We start from the raw sequence: 21,616 nt of genomic DNA, 5'->3' as shown, positions 1-21,616 counted from the left end.
GCACGCTGTTGAGTTCTCAAGGAACGGACGCTTCCTTCGTACTCACCCTCTCGGGCTTTCCTCCGGGCTTTTCCCTTCGGTCTTTCGTGTTTCCAACCTTACCAGATCCTTTTTCCGTTCCGTTTCCGGTTCGGATTCTGTTTCCGGTGGCCGATTGGGGGCCTTGCCTTTCGGCGTGGTCACTACTTTAGCCGAATTCCCGGGTGACTCATAATCGAGTCTCGAGACCAGATTTCGGCATGCCGAAATCCGACCCCGCCGGGGTTCGTTGTAGGTAGTTGGATGGCCGCTCCGAGGTGCTCGAACAAGCACTGCCCGGTTCCAGCGGCTCGGACTACATTAGGCGTCCCCAGCACCCGGGTCAAGTCGCGTCAAGAGGACCGCTTCCGGGGCACATGGGCCCGGTACGGGCTCACCGTCGGGTCGTCGTCGATCCAGAAGCGCCAGGGGTGCGGGGCGCCGTCGCCGCCCACTCCCGTCCGGGGGCCGTTGCGTACCAGGTCAGCCGGGGGCGGGGTGCCGGTGAGGACGGTCAGGGGAGAGTCGGGGCCCGCGCAGGTGTCCGTGCCGTTCAGGGAGAGGGCGACGTCGAGCGCGGTGGCCAGACGGGCCGGGCCCTTGGCCAGTTCCTTGTCGTATCGGGCCGATCGTCGACGCTTCCGCGCCTCCTCCGCCCCGACCGTGATCTCGCCCGCGCGGAGCAGGACCCCGCTGGCACGGCCCTCCGGACCGCAGACCAGATTCAGGCAGTGCCACATGCCATAGGTGAAATAGACGTACGCGTGTCCGGGCGGGCCGAACATGACCGCGTTGCGGGCCGTGCGCCCGCGGAAGGCGTGGGAACCGGGGTCGATCTCGCCCGCGTACGCCTCCACCTCCGTCAGGCGGACCTCCATGCGGCCGGCGTCCGACGTTCTCACCAGGGTGCGGCCCAGCAGGTCGGGGGCGACCTCCAGGACGGGGCGGTCGAAGAACTCCCGCGGGAGCGGCGTACGGTCGGGGCTCTCGCTCATGGCGTCCGAGCGTACTGGGGAGCACCGGAAAGCGGTCGGGAACCGGTTACGGTCGTCGCGCGTATGTAGGGGTCAGGACCAAGAAGGAGTGCACATGGGGTTCAAGAAGCTGCTCGCGAGCCTGGGCGCCGGTGGGGCGTCCGTGGAGACCGTGCTCACCGAGGAGAACGTCGTACCCGGCGGAGTCGTCCAGGGTGAGGTGCGGATCCAGGGCGGCTCGGTCGACCAGCAGATCGAGGGGCTGTCCGTGGGGCTCCAGGCCCGCGTCGAGGTCGAGGGCGGGGACCAGGAGACGAAGCAGGACATCGTCTTCACCAAGGTCCGGCTCGGCGGTGCCTTCGAGGTGAAGGCGGGCGCGGTCCACGTCGTCCCGTTCGGGTTCGAGATCCCCTGGGAGACGCCCGTCACGGCCATCGCCGGGCAGCAGCTGCGGGGCATGAACATCGGGGTGACCACCGAGCTGGAGATCGCCCGCGCGGTGGACTCCGGTGATCTGGACCCGATCAACGTGCACCCGCTGCCGGCGCAGCAGGCCCTCCTGGACGCCTTCCTCCAGCTGGGCTTCCGCTTCAAGAGCGCCGACATGGAGCGCGGGCACATCCGCGGCACCCGGCAGAAGCTGCCGTTCTACCAGGAGATCGAGTTCTTCCCGCCGCAGCAGTACCGCGGGCTGAACCAGGTCGAGCTCAGCTTCGTGGCGGACGACCGCGAGATGGACGTCGTCCTGGAGATGGACAAGAAGCCGGGTCTCTTCAGTGAGGGCAGCGACTCGTTCCGCGCGTTCAAGGTGGGTCTGGAGGACTTCCACACCACCGACTGGGCGGCGTACCTCAACCAGTGGCTCGCCGACGTCGGCGGCAAGCGGAACTGGCTCTAGGCTCGGCGGCGTACTGCATCGAGCGATACGGAGGTTCAGACGTGTCCGAGGGCAAGAGGGCGCCGCTCCCTCACGACTTCCATCCGCCGGTGCCGGCGTTCACCGTGGTGAGCGACGACATCGTGGCGGGCGGAGTCCTGAAGGCGGCGCAGGTGTACGCCGAGGGGAACACCTCGCCCCAGCTGAGCTGGGAGGGCTTCCCGGCGGAGACGAAGAGCTTCGCCGTGACCTGCTTCGACCCGGACGCGCCGACGGGCAGCGGATTCTGGCACTGGGTGGTGTTCGACATCCCGGCCTCGGTCACCGAGCTGCCGGCCGGCGCGGGCTCGCGGTCGTTCGAGGGGCTGCCGAAGGGCGCCGTACAGGTGCGCAACGACTACGGCTCCCGTGACTTCGGCGGGGCCGCTCCCCCGGCCGGTGAGAACCACCGCTACGTCTTCACCGTGTACGCGGTGGACACGGAGGAGCTCGGTCCGGACGCGGACGCCTCGCCGGCCGCCGTGGGCTTCAACCTGCGGTTCCACACCCTGGGCCGCGCCCAGTTGATCGCCGAGTACACCGCTCCCGCGGAGAGCTGAGGGTTCGTTTGTTGTTTGCCCGCTTCTGGTCTTGGAGAGATCAGAAGCGGGCATCTTTCGTTGTGCACGGATATTGCGTTGTCCAACCCGGCGCGCCCGGCCAGAGTTGATCCAAGCCCGAAGCTCCGCGAGGGGGCCGGGCCGGCACACGGGAGGTGGGCACAGTGCGGGACACGCTGGTACTGAACGCGAGCTTCGAGCCGCTGTCGACGGTCACACTCAACCGTGCGGTGGTGCTTGTCCTACAGGACAAGGCCGTCGTCGAGCAGGAGCATCCCGATCTCCGCATGCGTGCCGCCGCCGTCGACATCCCCGTCCCCCGGGTGATCAGACTCTGCCGCTATGTCCGGGTGCCGTTCCGAAGACAGGCTCCGTGGTCGAGACGGGGTGTGCTGGTCAGGGACCAGCACCGGTGCGCGTACTGCGGGAGACGCGCGACGACCGTGGACCATGTGGTGCCGCGGGCGCAGGGGGGTGCGGACAGCTGGCTGAACACGGTGGCGTCCTGCGCCGAGGACAATCACCGCAAAGCGGACCGGACTCCGGAGCAGGCGGGGATGCCGCTGCTCCACGAGCCGTTCGTGCCGACGCCGGCCGACGCGATGCTGCTGGCGATGCGGGCCGGTGAGCGGTCGGAGCTTCCGGCCTGGCTGGGGAGCACCGCGGCCTGAGTGGTCCGAGGTGTGCGTGTGTGGGCCCGCCCTGTCGTCCGGGGGCGGGCCCCGCGTCGTTCAGCGCAGCAGGAGCTGGACGATCGCGGCGGTGCCGACGACGACGATGAAACCGCGCAGGACGGGGGGCGGGAGGCGGCGGCCGACCTTGGCTCCTATCTGGCCGCCGATGGCGGAGCCGACGGCGATGAGGAGGACGGCGGTCCAGTCGAAGGTGGCGACGAAGAGGAAGAAGAGCGCGGCGATGCTGTTGACGATCGCGGCGAGGACGTTCTTGACGGCGTTGAGGCGCTGAAGGGTGTCGGCGAGGAGCATGCCCATGAGGGAGAGGTAGATGATCCCCTGGGCGGCGGTGAAGTAGCCGCCGTAGACGCTGGCGAGGAGCAGTCCGGTCAGCAGGAGCGGGCCGCCGTCGGGATCGCCCTGGGCGCCGGTGCGTTCGCGGCGGGCCTGGACGGCCTTGGAGAGGCGCGGCTGCAGGATGACGAGGACCAGGGCCAGGCCGACCAGGACCGGGACGATCGTCTCGAAGGCCTCGGGCGGGAGCATCAGCAGGAGGACGGCGCCGGCGAGGCCGCCGGTCGCGGCGACGGCGCCGAGACGGAGGATCCTGCGGCGCTGGCCCTTGAGCTCCTCGCGGTAGCCGATGGCGCCGCTGATGGAGCCGGGGATGAGGCCGAGGGCGTTGGAGACGGTGGCGGTGACGGGTGGCAGTCCGGTGAGGAGCAGGACCGGGAACGTGATCAGCGTTCCCGATCCGACGATGGTGTTGATGGTGCCGGCGCCCACACCGGCGGCGAAGACCGCCAGTAGTTCCCAGAGGGACAACGCCATCTCCTCACATGGTCGGTGGGTTCCCTCTCCGCCGGGACGTGGCCGGGTCGAGGGGCGCGCACCGATCATGCACGATCAGGCGTGCGCGTCAGTCGACCGGGGGCTCCTCGCGGCGCTCGACGCCGGAGCCGGTGCGGCTGCCCGGGACGGTGCCCGAGGTGTTGAAGCCGGGGGCCCCACCGCCGAGGTTGCCGAAGGCGCCGGAGAGTCCCTTCAGGGCGTCGCCGATCTCGCTGGGCACGATCCAGAGCTTGTTGGCGTCGCCCTCGGCGATCTTGGGAAGCATCTGGAGGTACTGGTACGAGAGGAGCTTCTGGTCCGGGTCGCCGGCGTGGATGGCCTCGAAGACCGTGCGTACGGCCTGGGCCTCGCCCTCGGCGCGCAGGGCGGCGGCCTTGGCCTCGCCCTCGGCGCGGAGGATCGCGGACTGCTTCTCGCCCTCGGCGGTGAGGATCTGGGACTGGCGGATGCCCTCGGCGGTGAGGATCGCGGCGCGCTTGTCGCGGTCGGCGCGCATCTGCTTCTCCATCGAGTCCTGGATGGAGGTCGGCGGCTCGATGGCCTTGAGCTCGACGCGGTTGACGCGGATGCCCCACTTGCCGGTGGCCTCGTCGAGGACGCCGCGCAGGGCCGCGTTGATCTCCTCGCGGGAGGTGAGGGTCCGCTCCAGGTCCATGCCGCCGATGATGTTGCGGAGGGTGGTGACGGTGAGCTGCTCGATCGCCTGGATGTAGCTGGCGACTTCGTAGGTGGCGGCCCGTGCGTCGGTCACCTGGTAGTAGATGACGGTGTCGATGTTGACGACCAGGTTGTCCTGGGTGATCACCGGCTGGGGCGGGAAGGGGACGACCTGTTCGCGCAGGTCGATGCGGTTGCGGATGGAGTCGATGAACGGGACGACGATGTTCAGGCCGGCGTTGAGCGTACGGGTGTAGCGGCCGAACCGTTCCACGATCGCGGCGCTCGCCTGCGGGATGACCTGGATCGTCTTGATCAGGGCGATGAAGACAAGCACCACCAGAATGATCAGGACGATGATGACTGCTGACATCGTGTTCCCCGTGCCCTTCGCTGCCGGTTCACTGCCGGTTTGAGTTCGATGATCGAGTTTCCCAGACGGCGGGCCGTCGTGTGGGACGTTCGGTCACATGACCACGGCGGTCGCCCCGTCGATGTCGACGACGTCGACCTGCTGCCCCGGTTCGAAGCTCAGCCCGGAGTCGAGTGCGCGGGCGGACCAGATCTCGCCGGCGAGCTTGATGCGCCCGCCGCTGCCGTCGACCCGTTCGGTGACGACGGCCTGACGGCCTTTCAGGGCGTCGATGCCGCTGGCGTGCCGGGGCGGGCCGTTGCGGTGCCGGGCCGCGATGGGGCGGACCACGGCGAGGAGCGCCACCGAGACGACGACGAAGACGACCACTTGGGCGACGATGCCGAAGCCGAGACCGGCGGTCACGGCTCCGGCGATCGCGCCGACGGAGAACATGCCGAATTCGGGCATCGCGGTCAGGACCAGCGGAATGCCGAGTCCGACCGCGCCGATCAGCCACCAGACCCACGCGTCGATGTCCACATGGTCATGGTAGGGCGGTGTCAACTCCGGGGACAGGGCGCGACGCTGTGCGGCGACGCGGCACCCGTGCGGGCCGACTGGCGTGTGGGGGTGGTTACTTGAGCGGGAGGCCCTGGGCGGTGTAGCGGTCGCCGAGGTGTTCGACGACGAGCGGCAGGCCGAAGCAGAGCGAGAGGTTGCGGGAGGTGAGCTCGGTCTCCATGGGGCCGGCGGCGAGGACCTTGCCCTGGCGGATCATGAGGACGTGAGTGAAGCCCGGGGCGATCTCCTCGACATGGTGGGTGACCATGATCATGGAGGGGGCGTACGGGTCGCGGGCGAGGCGGCCGAGACGGCGGACCAGGTCCTCGCGGCCGCCGAGGTCGAGTCCGGCGGCGGGCTCGTCGAGGAGGAGGAGCTCCGGGTCGGTCATCATCGCGCGGGCGATGAGGGTGCGCTTGCGCTCGCCCTCGGAGAGGGTGCCGAACCTGCGGTCCAGGTACTCGGTCATGCCGAGCCGGTCGAGGAAGGCGCGGGCGCGGTCCTCGTCGACGGCGTCGTAGTCCTCGTGCCAGGTGGCGGTCATGCCGTAGGCGGCGGTGAGGACGGTCTGCAGGACGGTCTGGCGCTTGGGGAGCTTCTCGGCCATCGCGATGCCGGCCATGCCGATGCGGGGGCGGAGGTCGAAGACGTCGGTGCCGACGCCGCCGAGCTGCTCGCCGAGGACGCGTGCGGTGCCGGTGCTCGGGAAGAGGTAGCTGGAGGCGAGGTTGAGGAGGGTGGTCTTGCCGGCGCCGTTGGGGCCGAGGATGACCCAGCGCTCGCCCTCCTTGACCGACCAGGAGACATCGTCCACCAGAGCCCGTCCGTCGCGGACCACGGATACGTCCACCAGCTCCAGTACATCGCTCATGAGCGCGTTGTCTCCCCTTGCGGTCGAGTCGGGTCGTCGCCTTGCGCCGGTGGGCGCGGCGTCCAGGGAAAACCTACGCCACTGTCGGAGCGGGCCGGTCCTTAGGTCCGGTGGTTCCGTGCTCCGGACCCCGAGTCCCTAGGCTGGGGCCATGCTTTCGGAACCACGCTCAGGACGTCTGGCCGCTTGGGGCAATGCCCTGTCGGCCGGATCGGTGTCGCCGGACGACGCGGCGCTGGCGATTGTCGGGGAGGACGCGGTGCACCGCGTGGAGGGGCTGCCCGGGGAGGCGGGGCGGGTCGGGCTGACCCTGGCGCTCGGGCGGCTGCGGCGGCTCGGGGTGACCGGGTGGCGGGTGGCGCTGCCGGCGCCGGGGCATCCGCTGGGGCTGAGCGGACCGCCGGACTTCAACGCGCGGGCGCTGGAGGCGGAGGAGGCGGCGGTGGGTTTCGGTGCGCCGTACGGGCTGGTGCCGGAGGTCACGGAGGCGGGTCCCGCGGGGGACGTGCACGTAGAGGTGGTCTGGCACTGTCTGCCGGTGCGGGAGGCGCCGCCGGCGGACGTGCCGTCGCTGGGCGAGGCGGAGCGGGAGCTGGCGGAGGCCCTGCGGGAGGCGACCGTGGTCCTGACGAAGCTGGACGTGGCGGGGTCGGGTCCGGTGGCGGACGCGGCCCGTGACGCGTACCGGGCGCGGGCGGAGGCCGGCCGGGAGGTGCTGGCTCCGGGCTATCCGCCGCGGGCGGTGCGGGTGTTGGAGCTGGCCCAGCGGGTGGGTCTGCTGATCGACCTGGCGTACGACCACGGGCACGGGGGCGCGGTCAGCGCCGCCGAGATGGCGGCGCGGGGGGAGGCGTTGCGGCCGGTGGAGCGGGTGGCCCGGCGGGCGCAGGTGGCCGCCTACAACGCGTACGTGGAGGAGCGGGAGCGGGAGAGCTAGAGGTTCGGCGGCCCGGGGGCGTGTCCCCCGGGGGCACGGGCGGGTGTGGGACACGACGAAGCCCGGTCTCCGGGGGGGGATTCCGGAGCCGGGCTCGGTCAGGGGTGGCGTCAGCCGTTGAGGGCGCCGTTGCCGAAGGCCGGGTTGAGCAGGCCGATGACGTTGACCGTGTTGCCGGAGACGTTCACCGGGACGTGGACCGGGGCCTGGACCAGGTTGCCGGAGGCGACACCCGGGGAGTTGAGGGCCTGCCCGTGGGCGTGCGCACCGCCGTGGGCGGAGGCGGCGCCGGCGCCCGCGGCGACGATGCCGCCGGCGACCATGGTGAGGGCTGCGGCCTTCTTGAGGTTGTTCACTTCAGGATCCTCCTGGTATTCGCCGCGGCCGGCCGCCGCGGCACGCCATGGAGAACGTCGGCGCCCCCGTCGGGTTGCGCCGAATGGGGGACATCCACCCGACAGTATGAAGAGGGGAACGGAGGTGCCTCTTCCGTCTCACCTGTCACACGCGTCGGTCACGAGGTCATGCCGTGGCGGACCGCCCACAGCGCCGCCTGGGTGCGGTCGGCGAGGTCGAGCTTCATCAGGATGTTCGAGACGTGCGTCTTGACCGTCTTCTCCGAGAGGACGAGCGCCCGGGCGATCTCCCGGTTGGACCGCCCGTCGGCGATCAGGCCGAGCACCTCGCGCTCCCGCTCGGTGAGGGTGGTGCCGCGGCCGGTGCCGCCGTGGCCGTCCTCCTGGGCGAGGAGCGCTCCGGCGACCTCCTGCTGGAGCAGGACGTGCCCCGCGTGGACGGAGCGGATGGCGCCGGCCAGGGCGTCGGGGTCCACGTCCTTGTAGACGTATCCCGAGGCGCCCGCGCGGAGGGCCGGGACGACCGTGCGCTGCTCGGTGAAGCTGGTGACGATCAGCACCTTCGCCGGGTTGGCCAGCTCGCGGAGCTTCCGCAGCGCCTCGATACCGTCCATGCCGGGCATCCGCACGTCCATGAGGACGACGTCGGGGCGCAGCTCCTCGGCGCGCGCGACGCCCTCGGCACCGTCCGAGGCCTCCCCCACGACCTCTATGTCGTCCTGGACCTCCAGGAAGGTGCGCAGGCCGCGGCGGACCACCTGGTGGTCGTCGACCAGCAGGACGCGGATGTGGGTGTCAGCCACCGGGGACCTCCATCTCGATCGTGGTGCCCCGGCCGGGCTCCGATGTCACGGTGAGCCGGCCGCCGACGCCGCCGGCCCGGTCGCGCATGGAGACCAGGCCGAGGTGGCGGCCGGCCCTGCGGACCGTGCGCGGGTCGAAGCCCGTCCCGTCGTCGGTGACGGTCAGGAGCGCTCCCTGGCCGTGGCGGGTCAGGGAGACGGCGACCAGCTCGGCACCGGCGTGCCGCAGGGCGTTGTGCAGGGCCTCCTGGGCGACCCGGAGCATCGCCTCCTCCTGGGCGGCGGGCAGCGCCCGCACTCCGGTGCTGTCGAAGGTGACGCGGGCGGTGTGGGCCCGGTCGAGGACCTGGATCTGCGTCCGGAGGGTGTGGACGAGGCCGTCCTCGTCGAGCGCGGCGGGGCGCAGCTCGACGACGGCGGCGCGCAGCTCGTCGGCGGCCTCGGCGGCCAGCGAGGCGACCTGCTGGAGCTCGCCCTTGGCGCGGGCCGGGTCGCGGTCGACGAGGGCCGCGGCGGCCTGGGCGGTGAGCCGGAGCGAGAAGAGCTTCTGGCTGACGGCGTCGTGCAGCTCGTGGGCGAGGCGCGAGCGCTCCTCGGCGATGGTGAGCTCGCGGCTGCGCTCGTACAGCCGGGCGTTGGTCAGGGCGATGGCCGCGTGCTGGGCGAGGATCGACAGCAGCTCCTCGTCCTGTGCCGTGAAGCCGCAGCCGCCGTTGGGGCGGGGGCAGCGCTTATTGGCGAGGAAGAGGGCGCCGATCGTCTCGTCGCCGTCCTGGATGGGCAGGCCGAGGAAGTCGGACATCTCCGGGTGCGCGGACGGCCAGCCCTCGAAGCGCGCGTCCTCGCGGACGTCGGCGAGCCGCTCGGGCTCCGCCTTGTGGAGCATGGCGGCGAGGATGCCGTGCTGGCGGGGCAGCGGGCCGATGGCGCGCCACTGCTCCTCGCTCACCCCGTCGACGACGAACTGGGCGAAGCCGCCGTGGTCGTCCGGCACGCCCAGGGCCGCGTACTCGGCGTCGAGCAGCTCGCGCGCGGAGGCGACGATCGTCTTGAGGACGTCGCGGACCTCCAGATGGCGGCTCATCGCGAGCAGCGCGGTGCTCACGGCGGCGAGGCCGGAGCCGGGTCGGTGACTCATGGCTTCACCGTACCGGTGGGGTGTGACGGTGCGTATCGGCCTGGGGACGGCCATCGGGTAGGGCCGCGGGACTAGGCCGAAGTGCCCCGGGTGGTCGGGGCCCGCGGCGGAGGCGGCGGGCGGGGGCGTGGTCCGAGTCTGGAGGTCGAACGTACCGAGAGGGGATGGACGTCATGCCTGTCGCGATCGTCACGGGAGCGTCGAAGGGGCTGGGGCTGGCGCTGGCCGCCGGGCTGGCCGAGGAGGGCTGGGACCTGGTCCTGGACGCGCGGACGGCGGAGGTGCTGGAGGAGGGTGCGCGGGCGGTCCGGGCGCGGGGCGGGCCGGGGCGGGTGGTGGCGCGGCCGGGCGATGTGACGGACGCGGAGCACCGGGCGGAGCTGGTGGCGGCTGCGCGGGGTCTCGGGGGACTCGATCTGCTGGTGCACAACGCGAGCGCGCTGGGCGCTGAGCCGCTGGTGCGGCTGGAGGGCCTGTCCCTGGACGGGCTGCGGGTGGCCCTGGAGACGAATCTGGTGGCCGCGCTGGGTCTCGTACAGGAGGGGTTGCCCCCGCTGCGGGAGAGCGGGGCCGGTGCGGTGGTCGTGATCAGCTCGGACGCGGCGGTGGAGGCGTACGAGACGTGGGGCGGGTACGGCGCGTCGAAGGCGGCGCTCGACCTGCTGGCGGGGGTGCTGGCGGTGGAGGAGCCGGGGCTGCGGGTGTGGACGGTCGATCCGGGGGACATGGCGACGGCGCTGTACGCGGCGGCGGTCCCCGGCGACGACGGTCCGCGGCCGGCTCCGGAGACGGTGGTGCCGGGGATCCTGCGGCTCCTGGCGGCCCGGCCGGCGAGCGGGCGGTACACGGCGGCGGAGTGGTCGGAAGCGGAGTGGTCGGGGGCGGACGGGGAGCCTCCGGGGCCGGAGGCCGCCTCGGCCTCGACGTCGGCTTCGGCTTCGGCTTCGGCTTCGGCTTCGGCTTCGGCTTCGGCTTCGGTGGAGCGGGCGGGGGCGGCCGGATGAGCGTCTTGGAGGAGCTGAGGGTGCCGGAGGAGCGGTCGGCGCGGGTCCCGGCCGAGCAGCGCGGTCCTGGCCGGGGGCGGGACGACGTACGGCTGATGGTCTCGCGCGGGACGGAGGTGTGGCACCAGGCCTTCCGGGAGCTGCCCGGGTGGCTGCGGGCCGGGGACGTGCTGGTGGTCAACACCTCGCCGACGCTGGCCGCCGCCGTGTCGGGGCGGCTGGGCGGGGAGCCGGCCGGGCGGCCGGTCGTCGTGCACTTCTCGACCCGCGGCGACGACGGCCGGTGGGCGGTGGAGCTGAGGGATCCGGACGGCCGCGGCAGCAGCCGGGCGCGGGCGGGCGGCCCGCCGGGGGCGGTGGTACGGCTGCCGGACGGGGCGCGGCTCGTTCTCGATGAGCCCCTGGCGCCGGGGTCGGGCCGGCTGTGGTGGGCGCGGGCGGACGCCCCCGTACCGGGGCTGCTGGCGCGCCACGGGCGCCCGATCCGCTACGGGTACACGGAGCGGGACCAGCCGCTGGAGGCGTACCAGACGGTCTTCGCGCTCCCCTCCCCCGACGGCGCGGGGTCCGCGGAGATGCCGAGCGCCGGGCGGCCCTTCACCACCCGGCTGGTGACGGAGCTGGTCTGCAGGGGGGTGCGGTTCGCGCCGATCACCCTGCACACGGGGGTGGCGTCGGCCGAGGCGCACGAGCCTCCCTATCCGGAGCGCTTCGAGGTGCCGGAGGCGTCGGCGCGGGTGGTGAACGAGGCGAGGGCGACGGGCGGGCGGGTCATCGCGGTGGGGACGACGGCCGTACGGGCGCTGGAGTCGGCCGCGGCGGGCGGGCCGGGCGGGTGGCCGCGAAGCGTGGTGCGGGCCGCGGCGGGGTGGACGGACCTGGTGGTGACACCGGCGCGCGGGGTGCGGGCGGTGGACGGGCTGCTGACCGGGCTCCACGAGCCGGCGGCCTCGCATCTGCTGATGCTGGAGGCGGTGGCCGGGAGGGCCGCCCTGCACCGTGCGTACGAGGAGGCGCTGCGGGCGCTGTACCTGTGGCACGAGTTCGGGGACCTCCACCTCATCCTCCCGGAGGACCCCCCTCACCGAGCGCATTGCTGACGCAACGTGTGGTGAGTTCGGCGGGGGCCCCGTGTGAGCCCTCGCATAGGACGCAGGTCACTTACGAACACCTTTAGTGGAGGGTTAAAGGGTGGATATGGGCTGTATGACGCGGCCCCAGGGGGCTATCCGTGCGCGGTGCACGGGACCCTGATCCACTACCCGGGGTCGTACGTCACACCTTTGCCACAGCATTTTGCGGCCGCTAAGAATTGCAGCCGTCGCCGCCGAACAGGGCGCAGCGCCGCCCGGCCTGAGCGACACCCCCTGCGATTCGAAGAGGTATCTCCGCATGTCTGCGAACACCCCTGGTAACCGTCGTCTGAACAAGACCCACAAGATCTCGATCGCCGGCGTCGCCGCTCTCAGCGCCGCTGCCATCGGCTTCTCCCTGGTTCCCGGCAACGCCGCCGCGGAGACCGAGCCGCAGGCCCTGACGAACACGCAGCAGGTCGCCTGGTCGTACAACGCCGACAGCCCGCAGGCCAAGGCGCTGCACGCCGGCCTTACCGAGCAGCAGAACGTCATCGGCCTCAAGGCCAAGCAGGAGGCCGAGGCGAAGGCCAAGGCCGCCGCCGCCAAGGTCAAGGCCGACGCTCAGGCGAAGGCCGCCAAGGCGAAGGCCGAGGCCGCCGCGAAGAAGCGCGCCGCGGAGAAGGCGGCCGCGAGCCGTGCCGCCGCCCGCACCCCCGTCTTCGCGAACAACCTCGACGGCTGGATCCGCGAGGCGCTGTTCATCATGGACAAGCACAACATCCCGGGCACCTACGAGGGCATCCACCGCAACATCATGCGGGAGTCCAGCGGTAACCCGCGGGCCATCAACAACTGGGACATCAACGCCATCAACGGCGTCCCGTCGAAGGGCCTGCTCCAGGTCATCTACCCGACCTTCAAGACCTACCACGTGGCGGGCACCAAGTTCGACCAGTACGACCCGGTCGCCAACATCGTCGCGGCGTGCAATTACGCCGCCGACCGCTACGGCTCGATGGACAACGTGAACAGCGCCTACTGATCCAGGCGCAGCGCAGACGCCGAAAGGGCGGCACCCGTGCTGGGGTGCCGCCCTTCGGCGCGTCCGGACGCGGTTACTTGCGCATGACCTCAGGCTCGTGGCGGCGCAGCAGACGCGCCACCGCGAAGCCGCAGGCGATGCCGATGAGCAGCAGGACCGTGAGGTTGAAGCCCCACTGGGCGACCGTGTGGTCCCACAGCGGGTCCAGGTTGGTCGGGTTCTTGTGGTCCCACGGCGGCATCAGGTGGGCGAGGTCGAGGGTCGAGCCCGCCGCGGCGATGGCCCAGCGGGAGGGCATCAGCCAGGCGAACTGCTCCAGGCCCGGCGATCCGTACACCTGGAAGAGGATGCCGGTGAAGACGACCTGGACGATCGCGAACATCACCAGGAGCGGCATGGTCTTCTCGGCGGTCTTCACCAGCGAGGAGATGACCAGGCCGAACATCATCGAGGTGAAGCCGAGGGCGATGATCGTGATGCACAGCTCGACGGCCGGCGGGAGGACCAGGCCCTCCGCGGGCAGCTCGCGGGTGGCGAAGCCGATGCCGCAGATGATCACGCCCTGGATGGCGGTGATCACGCCCAGGACGATGACCTTGGACATGAGGTACGCCGAGCGGGACAGGCCGGTGGCCCGCTCCCGTTCGTAGATGACCCGTTCCTTGATCAGCTCTCGTACGGAGTTGGCGGCGCCCGAGAAGCACATGCCGACCGCGAGGATCAGCATGATCGTGCCGGCGTCGCCGTTGAAGCGGGACGGCGGCGTGGGCGGCGCGAGGCCGAAGTCGGCGGGGATGACGACCGAGACCACGCCGAGGACGGCCGGCAGGATCACCATCAGGCCCAGGAAGCCCTTGTCGGAGGCGATGACCGAGGAGTAGCGGCGGATCAGGGTCCACAGCTGGGAGCCCCAGCCCTGCGGCTTGGGCGGCCTGGTCGCCGCGTGCTGCAGCATCTGGACGGGCTGCGCGGCGACGGCGTCGATGTCCGCGGCGTACATCTGGTAGTGCTGCGAGCCCTTCCAGCGGCCCGCCCAGTCGTAGTCGCGGTAGTTCTCGAAGGCGGAGAAGACGTCGGCCCAGGTGCTGTAGCCGAAGAAGTTCAGCGCCTCCTCCGGCGGGCCGAAGTAGGCCACCGAGCCGCCGGGGGCCATCACCAGGAGCTTGTCGCACAGGCCCAGCTCGGCCACCGAGTGGGTGACGACGAGGACGGTGCGGCCGTCGTCGGCGAGGCCGCGCAGCAGCTGCATGACGTCACGGTCCATGCCCGGGTCGAGGCCGGAGGTCGGCTCGTCGAGGAAGATCAGCGACGGCTTGGTGAGGAGCTCCAGGGCGACGGAGACGCGCTTGCGCTGGCCACCGGAGAGGGAGGTGACCTTCTTCTCCTTGTGGATGTCGAGCTTGAGCTCGCGCAGCACCTCGTCGATGCGGGCCTCGCGCTCGGCCGGGGCGGTGTCGCCGGGGAAGCGGAGCTTGGCGGCGTAGCGGAGCGCCTTCTGGACGGTCAGCTCCTTGTGCAGGATGTCGTCCTGCGGGACCAGACCGATGCGCTGGCGCAGCTCGGCGAACTGCTTGTAGAGGCTCCGGTTGTCGTAGAGGACGTCACCCTCGTTGGCCGGGCGGTAGCCGGTCAGCGCCTTGAGCAGGGTGGACTTGCCGGAGCCGGAGGGGCCGATGACGCCGATCAGCGACTTCTCGGGGACGCCGAAGGAGACGTCCTTGAGGATCTGCTTGCCGCCGTCGACCGTGACGGTGAGGTGGCGGGCCGAGAAGGAGACCTCGCCGGTGTCGACGAACTCCTCGAGCTGGCCGCCGACCATCCGGAAGGTCGAGTGACCGACACCGACGATGTCGTTGGGGCCGATGAGGACGGAGCCGCCCTTGGCGATCGGCTGGCCGTTGACGTACGTGCCGTTGTGGGAGCCGAGGTCGCGGATCTCGAAACGGCCGTCGGGTGTGGCGTGGAACTCGGCGTGGTGGCGCGAGACCTGGAGGTCGGAGACGACCAGTTCGTTCTCGAGCGCACGACCGATCCGCATGACGTGCCCGAGCGACAGCTGGTGGAACGTGGTGGGGCTGCGGTCGCCGTAGACCGGCTGCGCCCCCGCGTTGCCGCCGCCCTGGCCCGGCACCTTCTGCGCCAACTGCTCGACGGGACCGGCCTGCTGCTGCGGGAACTGCGGTTGCGGGGCCTGCTGGTGCGGCTGGGCCGGGGCCTGCTGCTGCCAGCCCTGCTGCTGCGGCGGGGCCTGGTGGGTGGCCCAGTCGGCCTGCGCCGCGCCCTGGTGGGCGGGGGCGGCCTGCGCCGGCGCCTGCTGGGCCGGGGCCTGCTGCGGGGCCGCGGCGCTCGCGGCGAGATTCAGCCGGGGCCCGTCGGTCGCGTTGCCGAGGTGCACCGCGGAGCCGGGCCCGATCTCCACCGCGTGGACGCGCTGGCCCTGCACGAAGGTGCCGTTGGTCGAGCCGTGGTCCTCGATGACCCAACTCCGGCCGCCCCAACTGATGGTGGCGTGCCGCCACGAGACCCTGGCGTCGTCGATCACGAGGTCGCCCTGCGGATCGCGGCCGAGGGTGTACGACCTGGACGGCTCGAGAGTCCAGGTCCTTCCGTTCAATTCCAGTACGAGTTCTGGCACTCCATGCCCCACTACTTGTCCCCCGATGCAACCCCCGTCGTCGGGAGTCCAGGGATGGCGAACATCCGGGGGGAACTATTTCAGGCCGGGTCCCGTATCCGAAAGTCGGGCGGTGTGAAGACCCCGCAGAGGCACGGACGGAGCATCCGTGAATCGGGCAAGCCGTGACGAATGGGAGGCGCGGCGGGGGTGGGGGGTGCGGGGCCGGGGCGCGGCAGGTCGCGAGGCGGGGCGGCCGGCGCGGCGCTACGGTGGCAGGGGCGGGACCAGTCGGGTGTCCGGTACGCGGGACGGGGAGGCTGGTGGCACCCCGTGCCCGATACGGTGGAAGCACCATGAGCGCATCGCAGACCTCAGACGTTCCCACCCTTCTCGTCAAGATCTTCGGGAAGGACCGTCCCGGGATCACCGCCGGACTCTTCGACACCCTCGCCGCCTACTCCGTCGACGTCGTGGACATCGAGCAGGTCGTGTCCCGCGGGCGCCTCGTGCTGTGCGCGCTCGTGACCGAGCCGACCGTCGCCTCGCAGGGCGAGCTCCGGGCCACCGTGCACAGCTGGGCGGAGTCGTTGAAGCTGCAGGCCGAGATCATCTCCGGCACCGGCGACAACCGTCCGCGCGGCAGCGGCCGGTCCCACGTCACCGTGCTGGGGCACCCGCTGACCGCCGAGGCGACGGCCGCCATAGCGGCCAGGATCACCGAGACCGGCGGGAACATCGACCGTATCTTCCGTCTCGCGAAGTACCCGGTGACCGCGGTGGAGTTCGCCGTGTCGGGGTGCGAGCCCGAGCCGCTGCGGACCGCCCTGGCGCCCGCCTCGCACCACATCGGCGTGGACGTCGCCGTCGTCTCGGCGGGGCTGCAGCGCCGCGCCCAGCGGCTGGTGGTGATGGACGTCGACTCGACGCTCATCCAGGACGAGGTCATCGAGCTGTTCGCGGCGCACGCGGGCTGCGAGGACAAGGTCGCCGAGGTCACCGAGGCGGCGATGCGCGGCGAGCTGGACTTCGAGCAGTCGCTGCACGCACGGGTGGCGCTGCTGGAGGGGCTCGACGTCTCGGTGGTGGACAAGGTCCGCGCCGAGGTGCGGCTCACGCCGGGCGCCCGCACCCTGATCCGCACGCTCAAGCGGCTCGGCTATCAGGTCGGGGTGGTCTCCGGTGGCTTCACCCAGGTCACGGACGATCTCCAGGAGCGGCTGGGCCTGGACTTCGCCTCGGCCAACACCCTGGAGATCGTGGACGGCAAGCTGACCGGCCGGGTGACGGGCGAGATCGTGGACCGGGCGGGCAAGGCCCGGCTGCTGCGGCGGTTCGCCGCCGAGGCGGGTGTGCCGCTGGCGCAGACCGTGGCCATCGGCGACGGGGCCAACGACCTGGACATGCTGAACGCCGCCGGGCTCGGGGTGGCGTTCAACGCCAAGCCGGTCGTGCGGGAGGCCGCGCACACGGCGGTGAACGTGCCCTTCCTCGACACCGTCCTCTATCTGCTCGGCATCACCCGCGAAGAGGTCGAGGCGGCGGACGGCGGCGAGGAGCTGCTGCACTGACGGCGCGCCCGCGCGAGCCGTCGCACCCTCCGGGTCGGGGCCCGGTCACCCAGCGGTGACCGGGCCTTTCGCCGCGGTGGGGCCGGGTCAGTCGTGCGGGGCCCAGTAGTCGAGCAGGGTGGCGACGCCGTGCTCGACGGACTTCCAGGTGCCCTGGAAGCCGAGGACGGAGAAGGCGGCGGTGGGGAACCCGCCGCGGTTCATCCGGGTCAGCGCGTCCCCCTCGGCCGAGCCCGCGAGGGCGTCGGAGAGCGCGTGCATCCCGGGGTTGTGGCCGATGACGAGGACGTCGTCGACCTCCTCCGGCGTCTCGTTGAGCAGGGCGATGAGCTCGCCGAGGGAGGCTTCGTACAGCCGCTCCTCATAGACCGTCCGGGGACGGTGGGGCAGCTCCTGCACGGCCAGCTTCCAGGTCTCGCGGGTGCGGACGGCGGTCGAGCAGAGGGCCAGATCGAAGGAGATACCGGTGTCGGCGAGCTTGCGGCCGGCGACGGGGGCGTCCGTGCGGCCGCGCTCGGCGAGCGGACGCTCGTGATCGGACACCGGGGGCCAGTCGGCCTTCGCGTGCCGGAGCAGCACGATCCTGCGGGGTGTGTCGACGCTCATGCGCTCCACCTTCCCACGAAACGGCTCACGCCGACTCAGAGAGAGAGCGTTTGCTGGATCTGCCGCAGGACGTGGCCGACCGCCGGATCGGAGCCGACGGCGTGCGCCTTTCCCGGTCCGGCTATCAGCGCGAAGAGCGCGAGGAACGCGGCCACCGGGAGGGCGAGGGCCCACCAGGGCAGCCGGGTGTCGACGCCGTGCGACGTGCTCCGGGTGCTGGGGTGCGTACGGGCCGGCATGGCCGCCTCCGGGAAAAGGGTGATCCGTTGCGATGGCTCCAACGTACGGATCGGCGGCGGCCGGGCCCATCCGGTGATCCACCCACTTCACCCTGAGAAGAACCCCCTAGGGGATGGGAGGGCGAGCCCCACCCTCCCCCGCCTCACGGCGCGTCGACGGACGGGCGGGCGGGGCGTGGGGTGCGGCTCAGGGGGAGGAACGTGGGGTGCGGCTCAGGGGGAGGAACGTGGGGTGCGGCTCAGGGGGAGGCGATCGAGGCGATGACGGCGATGACGACCGTGATGCCCAGCATCGCGCCGAGCACGATGAGGAGCTTCTTCTGGCCGTTCTGGGGGTTCGGGTCGAGCACTGGCATGGGGCCAGTCTCGCATCTCAGCACTCGTCCTCGACGATCCGGTCCCTGCCGGCGAGGACACCGACGACCATCTGGGGCACCATCAGCCCGGCCATCAGGGCGATGGGCAGGCCCCAGCCGCCGCTGTGCTGGTAGAGGACGCCCACGAGGAGCGGCCCGGGGATCGAGAGGAGATAGCCGACGCTCTGCGCGAAGGCGGAGAGCCGGACCACCCCGGCGCCGGTGCGCGAGCGCATGCCGATCATCGTGAGGGCGAGCGGGAAGGCGCAGTTGGAGACGCCGAGGAGCACGGCCCAGACCCAGGCGCCGCCGGCGGGCGCGAGGTACAGACCGGTGTAGCCGCCGAGGCCGCACAGGCCCAGGGCGACGGCGATCGGGCCCTGGTTCCTGAGCCGTCCGGCGAGGCGCGGGATGACGAAGGCGAGGGGGACGCCCATGACCATCGTGACGGCGAGGAGCACGCCGGCGGTGCCGGCGGGGACGCCCGCGTCGCGGAAGATCTGGGGCATCCAGCCCATGGTGATGTAGGCGCCGGTGGCCTGGAGGCCGAAGAAGACGCCGAGGGCCCAGGCGGTGCGGCTGCGGGTGATCCGGAGCGGCGCGGCGGAGCGGGCCGGTTCCCGGGCGGGAAGGGAGGCGGCCGGGGCGGCCGCCCCTCCCTCGGACCGGTCGCGCAGCATCAGGACCCAGGGCAGGACGGCGAGCGCGGCGAGGCCCGCCCAGAAGCCGAGTCCGGCGCGCCAGCCCCCGCCCATGGCCGCGGTCAGGGGCACGGTCGCGGCGGCGGCCAGGGAGGTGCCGAGGGCGAGGGCCATGGAGTAGAGGCCGGTCATGGTGCCGACGCGGTCGGGGAAGTACCGCTTGACGATGACGGGCATCAGGACGTTGCTGACGGCGATGCCCATCAGCGCGAGGGCGCTGGCCGCGAGGAAGCCGACGGTGCCGCCCGCGAAGGGGCGCAGGGCGAGTCCGGCGAGGATCGCCACCATGCCGGCGCAGACGACGGCGGCGGGGCCGAAGCGGCGGGCGAGGCGCGGGGCGGTGATGCCGAAGACCGCGAAGCAGAGCGGGGGCACCGAGGTGAGGACGCCGGCGACGCTGCCGCTCATGTGGAGGCCGTCGCGGACCTCTTCGAGGAGGGCGCCGAGGCTGGTGATGGCGGGGCGGAGGTTGAGCGCCGCAAGGACGAGCCCGACGATGACGAGTCCGGTGAGCCGGCGGGCCGGGGTGGCGGGTGCGGAAGAATCCTCCACCGTGGTGGCCGGTGAGGAGGCGCGGGCCGGGGGCGTGGCGGTCTTCAGGGTCTGCGGCTCGTCAGGCATGGGGCCATCATAGAATCATGGGATGATTGATTGTCCAATCCGGAACCAACCGAAAGGTCCACCATGGCGCTCGGCTCTCCCCGGCGGTCCGGGCTCTCCGATCAGGTGATCACCGAGCTGCGGAACCAGATCACCTCGGGCGAGTGGCCGGTGGGGTCGCGGATCCCGACCGAGCCGGAACTGGTCGAGCAGCTGGGCGTGGCCCGCAACACCGTGCGCGAGGCGGTCCGCGCGCTCGCGCACAACGGTCTGCTGGACATCCGGCAGGGCTCCGGCACCTATGTCGTGGCGACCAGCGAGCTGGCGGGGGTCATGCACCGGCGGTTCGCCGACTCCGACCCGCGGCACATCGCGGAGCTGCGCTCGACCCTGGAGTCCGCGGCGGCGCGGTTCGCGGCGCTGCGGCGCACGGAGCGGGACATGAAGCAGCTGGACGCGCTGCTGGCGGGGCGGGAGGAGGCCTGGACGTCGGGGGACGCCGAGCGCTTCGTGACGGCGGACGCGGCGTTCCACCACGCGGTGGTGGTCGCCTCGCACAACGACGTCCTGACCGCGCTCTACGCCGACCTCGGGCACGTGCTGCGCGCGTGGCTGCGGGACGACGTGGGGCAGGACCTGCGGCCGGAGTACCACATGGACCACGCGCGCCTGGTGGAGGCGATCCGGGGCGGGGAGGCGGAGACGGCGGAGACGGAGGCGGCCGGCTACCCCTTCATGTGCCTCAGGAGCGCCGCGCCCCGGGAGGAGCCTCCGTCGCCGGCTGGTGGGTGACCCAGGCGGCCCGGACCTCCTTCCAGCAGCGGCCGGTCACCTGGACGTAGGCGGTCGGGGTTACGTCGGCGGGGGCGCTGTCGGTGTCCACGTCCCACCAGCGGGCGCACTCGACGTGCAGCCGGACGCGGTCGGTGGCGGGGTAGGGGTTGTGGCAGTACGCGGTGACGCGGGAGCCCTGGACGACCGTACGGCAGGAGGCGCCGAAGTCGTCGGGCTGCTCGGCGACGGGCACGGGGTCGTCGGCGGGGGCCGGGGCCGCGCTGACCTCGGCGGCGACGGCGAATCCGGCGAGAAGAGCGGCGGCCGAGGCGAACGCGGCGACCCCGCGGTGTGGCGCGCGCATACCCGTACCTCCTCCCCGGGAGTAGTCGGAACGTCACGCTTCGACCCAGTCTGCGGGGATCCGGCGGACTTTTCGACTCGGGAGGGGACGAGGCCCTAGGGCCCGGGGGTTCGACGGTGCGGCCCCTGCCGACGGCGACGGGCGCCTAAGGCCCGCCGACGACGAAGGCCGGGTGCCCGTCCCCCCGAGGGACGGGCACCCGGCCGTGTCAGGTCCGGTCAGGCACCGATGGCGTGCAGGCCGCCGTCGACGTGCACGATCTCGCCGGTGGTCTTCGGGAACCAGTCGGACAGCAGCGCGACGACGCCGCGGCCGGTCGGCTCCGGGTCCGTGAGGTCCCACGCGAGCGGGGAGCGGGTGTCCCAGACGGCGGCGAGGTCGGAGAAGCCGGGGATCGACTTCGCGGCCATCGAACCGAGCGGGCCGGCCGAGATCAGGTTGCAGCGGATGTTCTGCTTGCCCAGGTCACGCGCCATGTAGCGGTTGGTGGCCTCGAGGGCGGCCTTGGCCGGGCCCATCCAGTCGTACTGCGGCCAGGCGAACTGCGCGTCGAAGGTGAGGCCGACGACCGAGCCGCCCTGGTTCATCAGCGGCAGCAGCGCCATCGTCAGGGACTTCAGCGAGAAGGCCGAGATGTGCATGGCGGTGGCCACGGACTCGAACGGCGTGTTGAGGAAGTTGCCGCCGAGCGCGTCCTGCGGGGCGAAGCCGATGGAGTGGACGATGCCGTCGAGGCGGTCACCGAGGTGCTCGCGGACCTGGCCCTCAAGCCGGGCGAGGTGCTCGTCGTTGGAGACGTCCAGCTCCAGGACCTTGACCTTGTCGGGCTGCGGCAGCTTCTTGGCGATGCGCTCGGTCAGCGTCGGCCGCGGCCAGGCGGTGAGGATGATCTCCGCGCCCTGCTCCTGGGCCAGCTTCGCGGTGTGGAAGGCGATGGAGGACTCCATCAGCACACCGGTGATCAGGATGCGCTTGCCCTCGAGAATTCCGCTCATGG

General features: G+C 71.7%; 23 protein-coding genes and 1 pseudogene. 9 read left to right on the top strand and 15 right to left on the bottom strand.

Features of this window, described 5'->3' with window-relative positions:
- Positions 1-371: 371 nt before the first annotated feature.
- Positions 372-1,013, bottom strand: coding sequence for a DNA-3-methyladenine glycosylase (locus tag ACZ6RC_RS31795; RefSeq protein ID WP_469589797.1), 642 nt, complete (start codon positions 1,011-1,013; stop codon positions 372-374).
- A 94-nt stretch (positions 1,014-1,107) separates the two neighbouring features.
- Between ACZ6RC_RS31795 and ACZ6RC_RS31790 the strand changes: the two genes are divergently transcribed.
- The 3 genes from ACZ6RC_RS31790 to ACZ6RC_RS31780 all read left to right on the top strand — a co-directional run bounded on the left by ACZ6RC_RS31790 (position 1,108) and on the right by ACZ6RC_RS31780 (position 3,139).
- The gene (locus ACZ6RC_RS31790; protein WP_391140474.1) at positions 1,108-1,890 is read left to right on the top strand and encodes a sporulation protein; all 783 of its coding nucleotides are present in this window, start codon (positions 1,108-1,110) and stop codon (positions 1,888-1,890) included.
- Positions 1,891-1,931: 41 nt separating this feature from the next.
- A complete protein-coding gene (locus ACZ6RC_RS31785; protein WP_391140475.1) occupies positions 1,932-2,468 on the top strand; it encodes a YbhB/YbcL family Raf kinase inhibitor-like protein in 537 nt (178 codons plus the stop codon).
- A 164-nt stretch (positions 2,469-2,632) separates the two neighbouring features.
- A complete protein-coding gene (locus ACZ6RC_RS31780; protein WP_391140476.1) occupies positions 2,633-3,139 on the top strand; it encodes an HNH endonuclease in 507 nt (168 codons plus the stop codon).
- Positions 3,140-3,199: 60 nt separating this feature from the next.
- Here the strand turns inward: ACZ6RC_RS31780 and ACZ6RC_RS31775 are convergent, their stop codons facing one another.
- The 4 genes from ACZ6RC_RS31775 to ACZ6RC_RS31760 all read right to left on the bottom strand — a co-directional run bounded on the left by ACZ6RC_RS31775 (position 3,200) and on the right by ACZ6RC_RS31760 (position 6,438).
- Positions 3,200-3,973, bottom strand: a complete 774-nt coding sequence (locus ACZ6RC_RS31775) for a sulfite exporter TauE/SafE family protein (RefSeq protein ID WP_391140477.1) — start codon at positions 3,971-3,973, stop codon at positions 3,200-3,202.
- An 88-nt stretch (positions 3,974-4,061) separates the two neighbouring features.
- A complete protein-coding gene (locus ACZ6RC_RS31770) occupies positions 4,062-5,024 on the bottom strand; it encodes an SPFH domain-containing protein (RefSeq protein ID WP_391140478.1) in 963 nt (320 codons plus the stop codon).
- A gap of 93 nt (positions 5,025-5,117) precedes the next feature.
- The gene (locus ACZ6RC_RS31765) at positions 5,118-5,546 is read right to left on the bottom strand and encodes an NfeD family protein (protein WP_391140479.1); all 429 of its coding nucleotides are present in this window, start codon (positions 5,544-5,546) and stop codon (positions 5,118-5,120) included.
- A gap of 94 nt (positions 5,547-5,640) precedes the next feature.
- The gene (locus tag ACZ6RC_RS31760) at positions 5,641-6,438 is read right to left on the bottom strand and encodes an ABC transporter ATP-binding protein (protein WP_391140480.1); all 798 of its coding nucleotides are present in this window, start codon (positions 6,436-6,438) and stop codon (positions 5,641-5,643) included.
- 151 nt (positions 6,439-6,589) lie between these two features.
- On the opposite strand from ACZ6RC_RS31760, the gene ACZ6RC_RS31755 reads away from it, so the two are divergent.
- Positions 6,590-7,375 (top strand): hypothetical protein, encoded by a 786-nt coding sequence (locus ACZ6RC_RS31755; protein WP_391140481.1) that lies wholly within the window; start codon positions 6,590-6,592, stop codon positions 7,373-7,375.
- Between the two features lie 110 nt (positions 7,376-7,485).
- Here the strand turns inward: ACZ6RC_RS31755 and ACZ6RC_RS31750 are convergent, their stop codons facing one another.
- From ACZ6RC_RS31750 to ACZ6RC_RS31740, 3 genes are all read right to left on the bottom strand, one after another.
- Complete coding sequence (locus ACZ6RC_RS31750; RefSeq protein WP_391140482.1) at positions 7,486-7,731, bottom strand: chaplin; 246 nt, start codon at positions 7,729-7,731, stop codon at positions 7,486-7,488.
- 158 nt (positions 7,732-7,889) lie between these two features.
- Positions 7,890-8,534, bottom strand: a complete 645-nt coding sequence (locus tag ACZ6RC_RS31745) for a response regulator (protein WP_391140483.1) — start codon at positions 8,532-8,534, stop codon at positions 7,890-7,892.
- Entirely contained in the window at positions 8,527-9,672 is a 1,146-nt protein-coding gene (locus ACZ6RC_RS31740) for a GAF domain-containing sensor histidine kinase (protein ID WP_391140484.1), read from the bottom strand. Before ACZ6RC_RS31740 ends, ACZ6RC_RS31745 begins: the two co-directional genes overlap by 8 nt.
- 173 nt (positions 9,673-9,845) lie before the next feature.
- On the opposite strand from ACZ6RC_RS31740, the pseudogene ACZ6RC_RS31735 reads away from it, so the two are divergent.
- From ACZ6RC_RS31735 to ACZ6RC_RS31725, 3 genes and pseudogenes are all read left to right on the top strand, one after another.
- Positions 9,846-10,523: pseudogene (locus tag ACZ6RC_RS31735) on the top strand (SDR family NAD(P)-dependent oxidoreductase); the annotation flags it as partial.
- Between the two features lie 149 nt (positions 10,524-10,672).
- Positions 10,673-11,776 (top strand): S-adenosylmethionine:tRNA ribosyltransferase-isomerase, encoded by a 1,104-nt coding sequence (locus ACZ6RC_RS31730; protein ID WP_469589786.1) that lies wholly within the window; start codon positions 10,673-10,675, stop codon positions 11,774-11,776.
- A 292-nt stretch (positions 11,777-12,068) separates the two neighbouring features.
- Entirely contained in the window at positions 12,069-12,794 is a 726-nt protein-coding gene (locus tag ACZ6RC_RS31725) for a transglycosylase SLT domain-containing protein (RefSeq protein WP_469589783.1), read from the top strand.
- Positions 12,795-12,867: 73 nt separating this feature from the next.
- On the opposite strand, the gene ACZ6RC_RS31720 is transcribed toward ACZ6RC_RS31725, so the two are convergent.
- Complete coding sequence (locus ACZ6RC_RS31720) at positions 12,868-15,441, bottom strand: ABC transporter ATP-binding protein/permease (protein WP_469589780.1); 2,574 nt, start codon at positions 15,439-15,441, stop codon at positions 12,868-12,870.
- A 323-nt stretch (positions 15,442-15,764) separates the two neighbouring features.
- On the opposite strand from ACZ6RC_RS31720, the gene serB reads away from it, so the two are divergent.
- Entirely contained in the window at positions 15,765-16,979 is a 1,215-nt protein-coding gene (serB, locus tag ACZ6RC_RS31715; RefSeq protein WP_391140488.1) for a phosphoserine phosphatase SerB, read from the top strand.
- Positions 16,980-17,066: 87 nt separating this feature from the next.
- On the opposite strand, the gene ACZ6RC_RS31710 is transcribed toward serB, so the two are convergent.
- From ACZ6RC_RS31710 to ACZ6RC_RS31695, 4 genes are all read right to left on the bottom strand, one after another.
- Positions 17,067-17,585, bottom strand: a complete 519-nt coding sequence (locus ACZ6RC_RS31710) for a SixA phosphatase family protein (protein WP_391140489.1) — start codon at positions 17,583-17,585, stop codon at positions 17,067-17,069.
- A gap of 35 nt (positions 17,586-17,620) precedes the next feature.
- Positions 17,621-17,824, bottom strand: a complete 204-nt coding sequence (locus ACZ6RC_RS31705) for a hypothetical protein (RefSeq protein ID WP_391140490.1) — start codon at positions 17,822-17,824, stop codon at positions 17,621-17,623.
- 239 nt (positions 17,825-18,063) lie between these two features.
- Entirely contained in the window at positions 18,064-18,180 is a 117-nt protein-coding gene (locus tag ACZ6RC_RS31700; protein ID WP_268247900.1) for an SGM_5486 family transporter-associated protein, read from the bottom strand.
- 17 nt (positions 18,181-18,197) lie between these two features.
- Positions 18,198-19,502, bottom strand: a complete 1,305-nt coding sequence (locus ACZ6RC_RS31695; protein WP_469589774.1) for a CynX/NimT family MFS transporter — start codon at positions 19,500-19,502, stop codon at positions 18,198-18,200.
- Between the two features lie 63 nt (positions 19,503-19,565).
- Between ACZ6RC_RS31695 and ACZ6RC_RS31690 the strand changes: the two genes are divergently transcribed.
- Entirely contained in the window at positions 19,566-20,273 is a 708-nt protein-coding gene (locus ACZ6RC_RS31690) for a FadR/GntR family transcriptional regulator (RefSeq protein ID WP_453614948.1), read from the top strand.
- Here the strand turns inward: ACZ6RC_RS31690 and ACZ6RC_RS31685 are convergent.
- Complete coding sequence (locus ACZ6RC_RS31685; protein ID WP_469589771.1) at positions 20,224-20,619, bottom strand: hypothetical protein; 396 nt, start codon at positions 20,617-20,619, stop codon at positions 20,224-20,226. The genes ACZ6RC_RS31690 and ACZ6RC_RS31685 overlap by 50 nt on opposite strands.
- Before the next feature lie 218 nt (positions 20,620-20,837).
- Positions 20,838-21,614 (bottom strand): enoyl-ACP reductase FabI, encoded by a 777-nt coding sequence (fabI, locus tag ACZ6RC_RS31680; protein ID WP_391140494.1) that lies wholly within the window; start codon positions 21,612-21,614, stop codon positions 20,838-20,840.
- Positions 21,615-21,616: the final 2 nt, after the last annotated feature.

The sequence above is a fragment of the Streptomyces sp. NPDC048353 genome (assembly GCF_055587165.1).
Note: the sequence above shows the minus strand (reverse complement) of the source record. Positions and strands in the feature narration are given on the sequence as shown.

Bases quoted from the DNA above. Each gene is read 5' to 3' on its own strand.
- ACZ6RC_RS31795 (WP_469589797.1), bottom strand. From the start codon at position 1,013: ATGAGCGAGAGCCCCGACCGTACGCCGCTCCCGCGGGAGTTCTTCGAC.
- ACZ6RC_RS31790 (WP_391140474.1), top strand. From the start codon at position 1,108: ATGGGGTTCAAGAAGCTGCTCGCGAGCCTGGGCGCCGGTGGGGCGTCC.
- ACZ6RC_RS31775 (WP_391140477.1), bottom strand. From the start codon at position 3,973: ATGGCGTTGTCCCTCTGGGAACTACTGGCGGTCTTCGCCGCCGGTGTG.
- ACZ6RC_RS31770 (WP_391140478.1), bottom strand. From the start codon at position 5,024: ATGTCAGCAGTCATCATCGTCCTGATCATTCTGGTGGTGCTTGTCTTC.
- ACZ6RC_RS31760 (WP_391140480.1), bottom strand. From the start codon at position 6,438: ATGAGCGATGTACTGGAGCTGGTGGACGTATCCGTGGTCCGCGACGGA.
- ACZ6RC_RS31755 (WP_391140481.1), top strand. From the start codon at position 6,590: ATGCTTTCGGAACCACGCTCAGGACGTCTGGCCGCTTGGGGCAATGCC.
- ACZ6RC_RS31740 (WP_391140484.1), bottom strand. From the start codon at position 9,672: ATGAGTCACCGACCCGGCTCCGGCCTCGCCGCCGTGAGCACCGCGCTG.
- ACZ6RC_RS31730 (WP_469589786.1), top strand. From the start codon at position 10,673: ATGAGCGTCTTGGAGGAGCTGAGGGTGCCGGAGGAGCGGTCGGCGCGG.
- ACZ6RC_RS31725 (WP_469589783.1), top strand. From the start codon at position 12,069: ATGTCTGCGAACACCCCTGGTAACCGTCGTCTGAACAAGACCCACAAG.
- serB (WP_391140488.1), top strand. From the start codon at position 15,765: ATGAGCGCATCGCAGACCTCAGACGTTCCCACCCTTCTCGTCAAGATC.
- ACZ6RC_RS31710 (WP_391140489.1), bottom strand. From the start codon at position 17,585: ATGAGCGTCGACACACCCCGCAGGATCGTGCTGCTCCGGCACGCGAAG.
- ACZ6RC_RS31705 (WP_391140490.1), bottom strand. From the start codon at position 17,824: ATGCCGGCCCGTACGCACCCCAGCACCCGGAGCACGTCGCACGGCGTC.
- ACZ6RC_RS31700 (WP_268247900.1), bottom strand. From the start codon at position 18,180: ATGCCAGTGCTCGACCCGAACCCCCAGAACGGCCAGAAGAAGCTCCTC.
- ACZ6RC_RS31695 (WP_469589774.1), bottom strand. From the start codon at position 19,502: ATGCCTGACGAGCCGCAGACCCTGAAGACCGCCACGCCCCCGGCCCGC.
- ACZ6RC_RS31690 (WP_453614948.1), top strand. From the start codon at position 19,566: ATGGCGCTCGGCTCTCCCCGGCGGTCCGGGCTCTCCGATCAGGTGATC.
- ACZ6RC_RS31685 (WP_469589771.1), bottom strand. From the start codon at position 20,619: ATGCGCGCGCCACACCGCGGGGTCGCCGCGTTCGCCTCGGCCGCCGCT.
- fabI (WP_391140494.1), bottom strand. From the start codon at position 21,614: ATGAGCGGAATTCTCGAGGGCAAGCGCATCCTGATCACCGGTGTGCTG.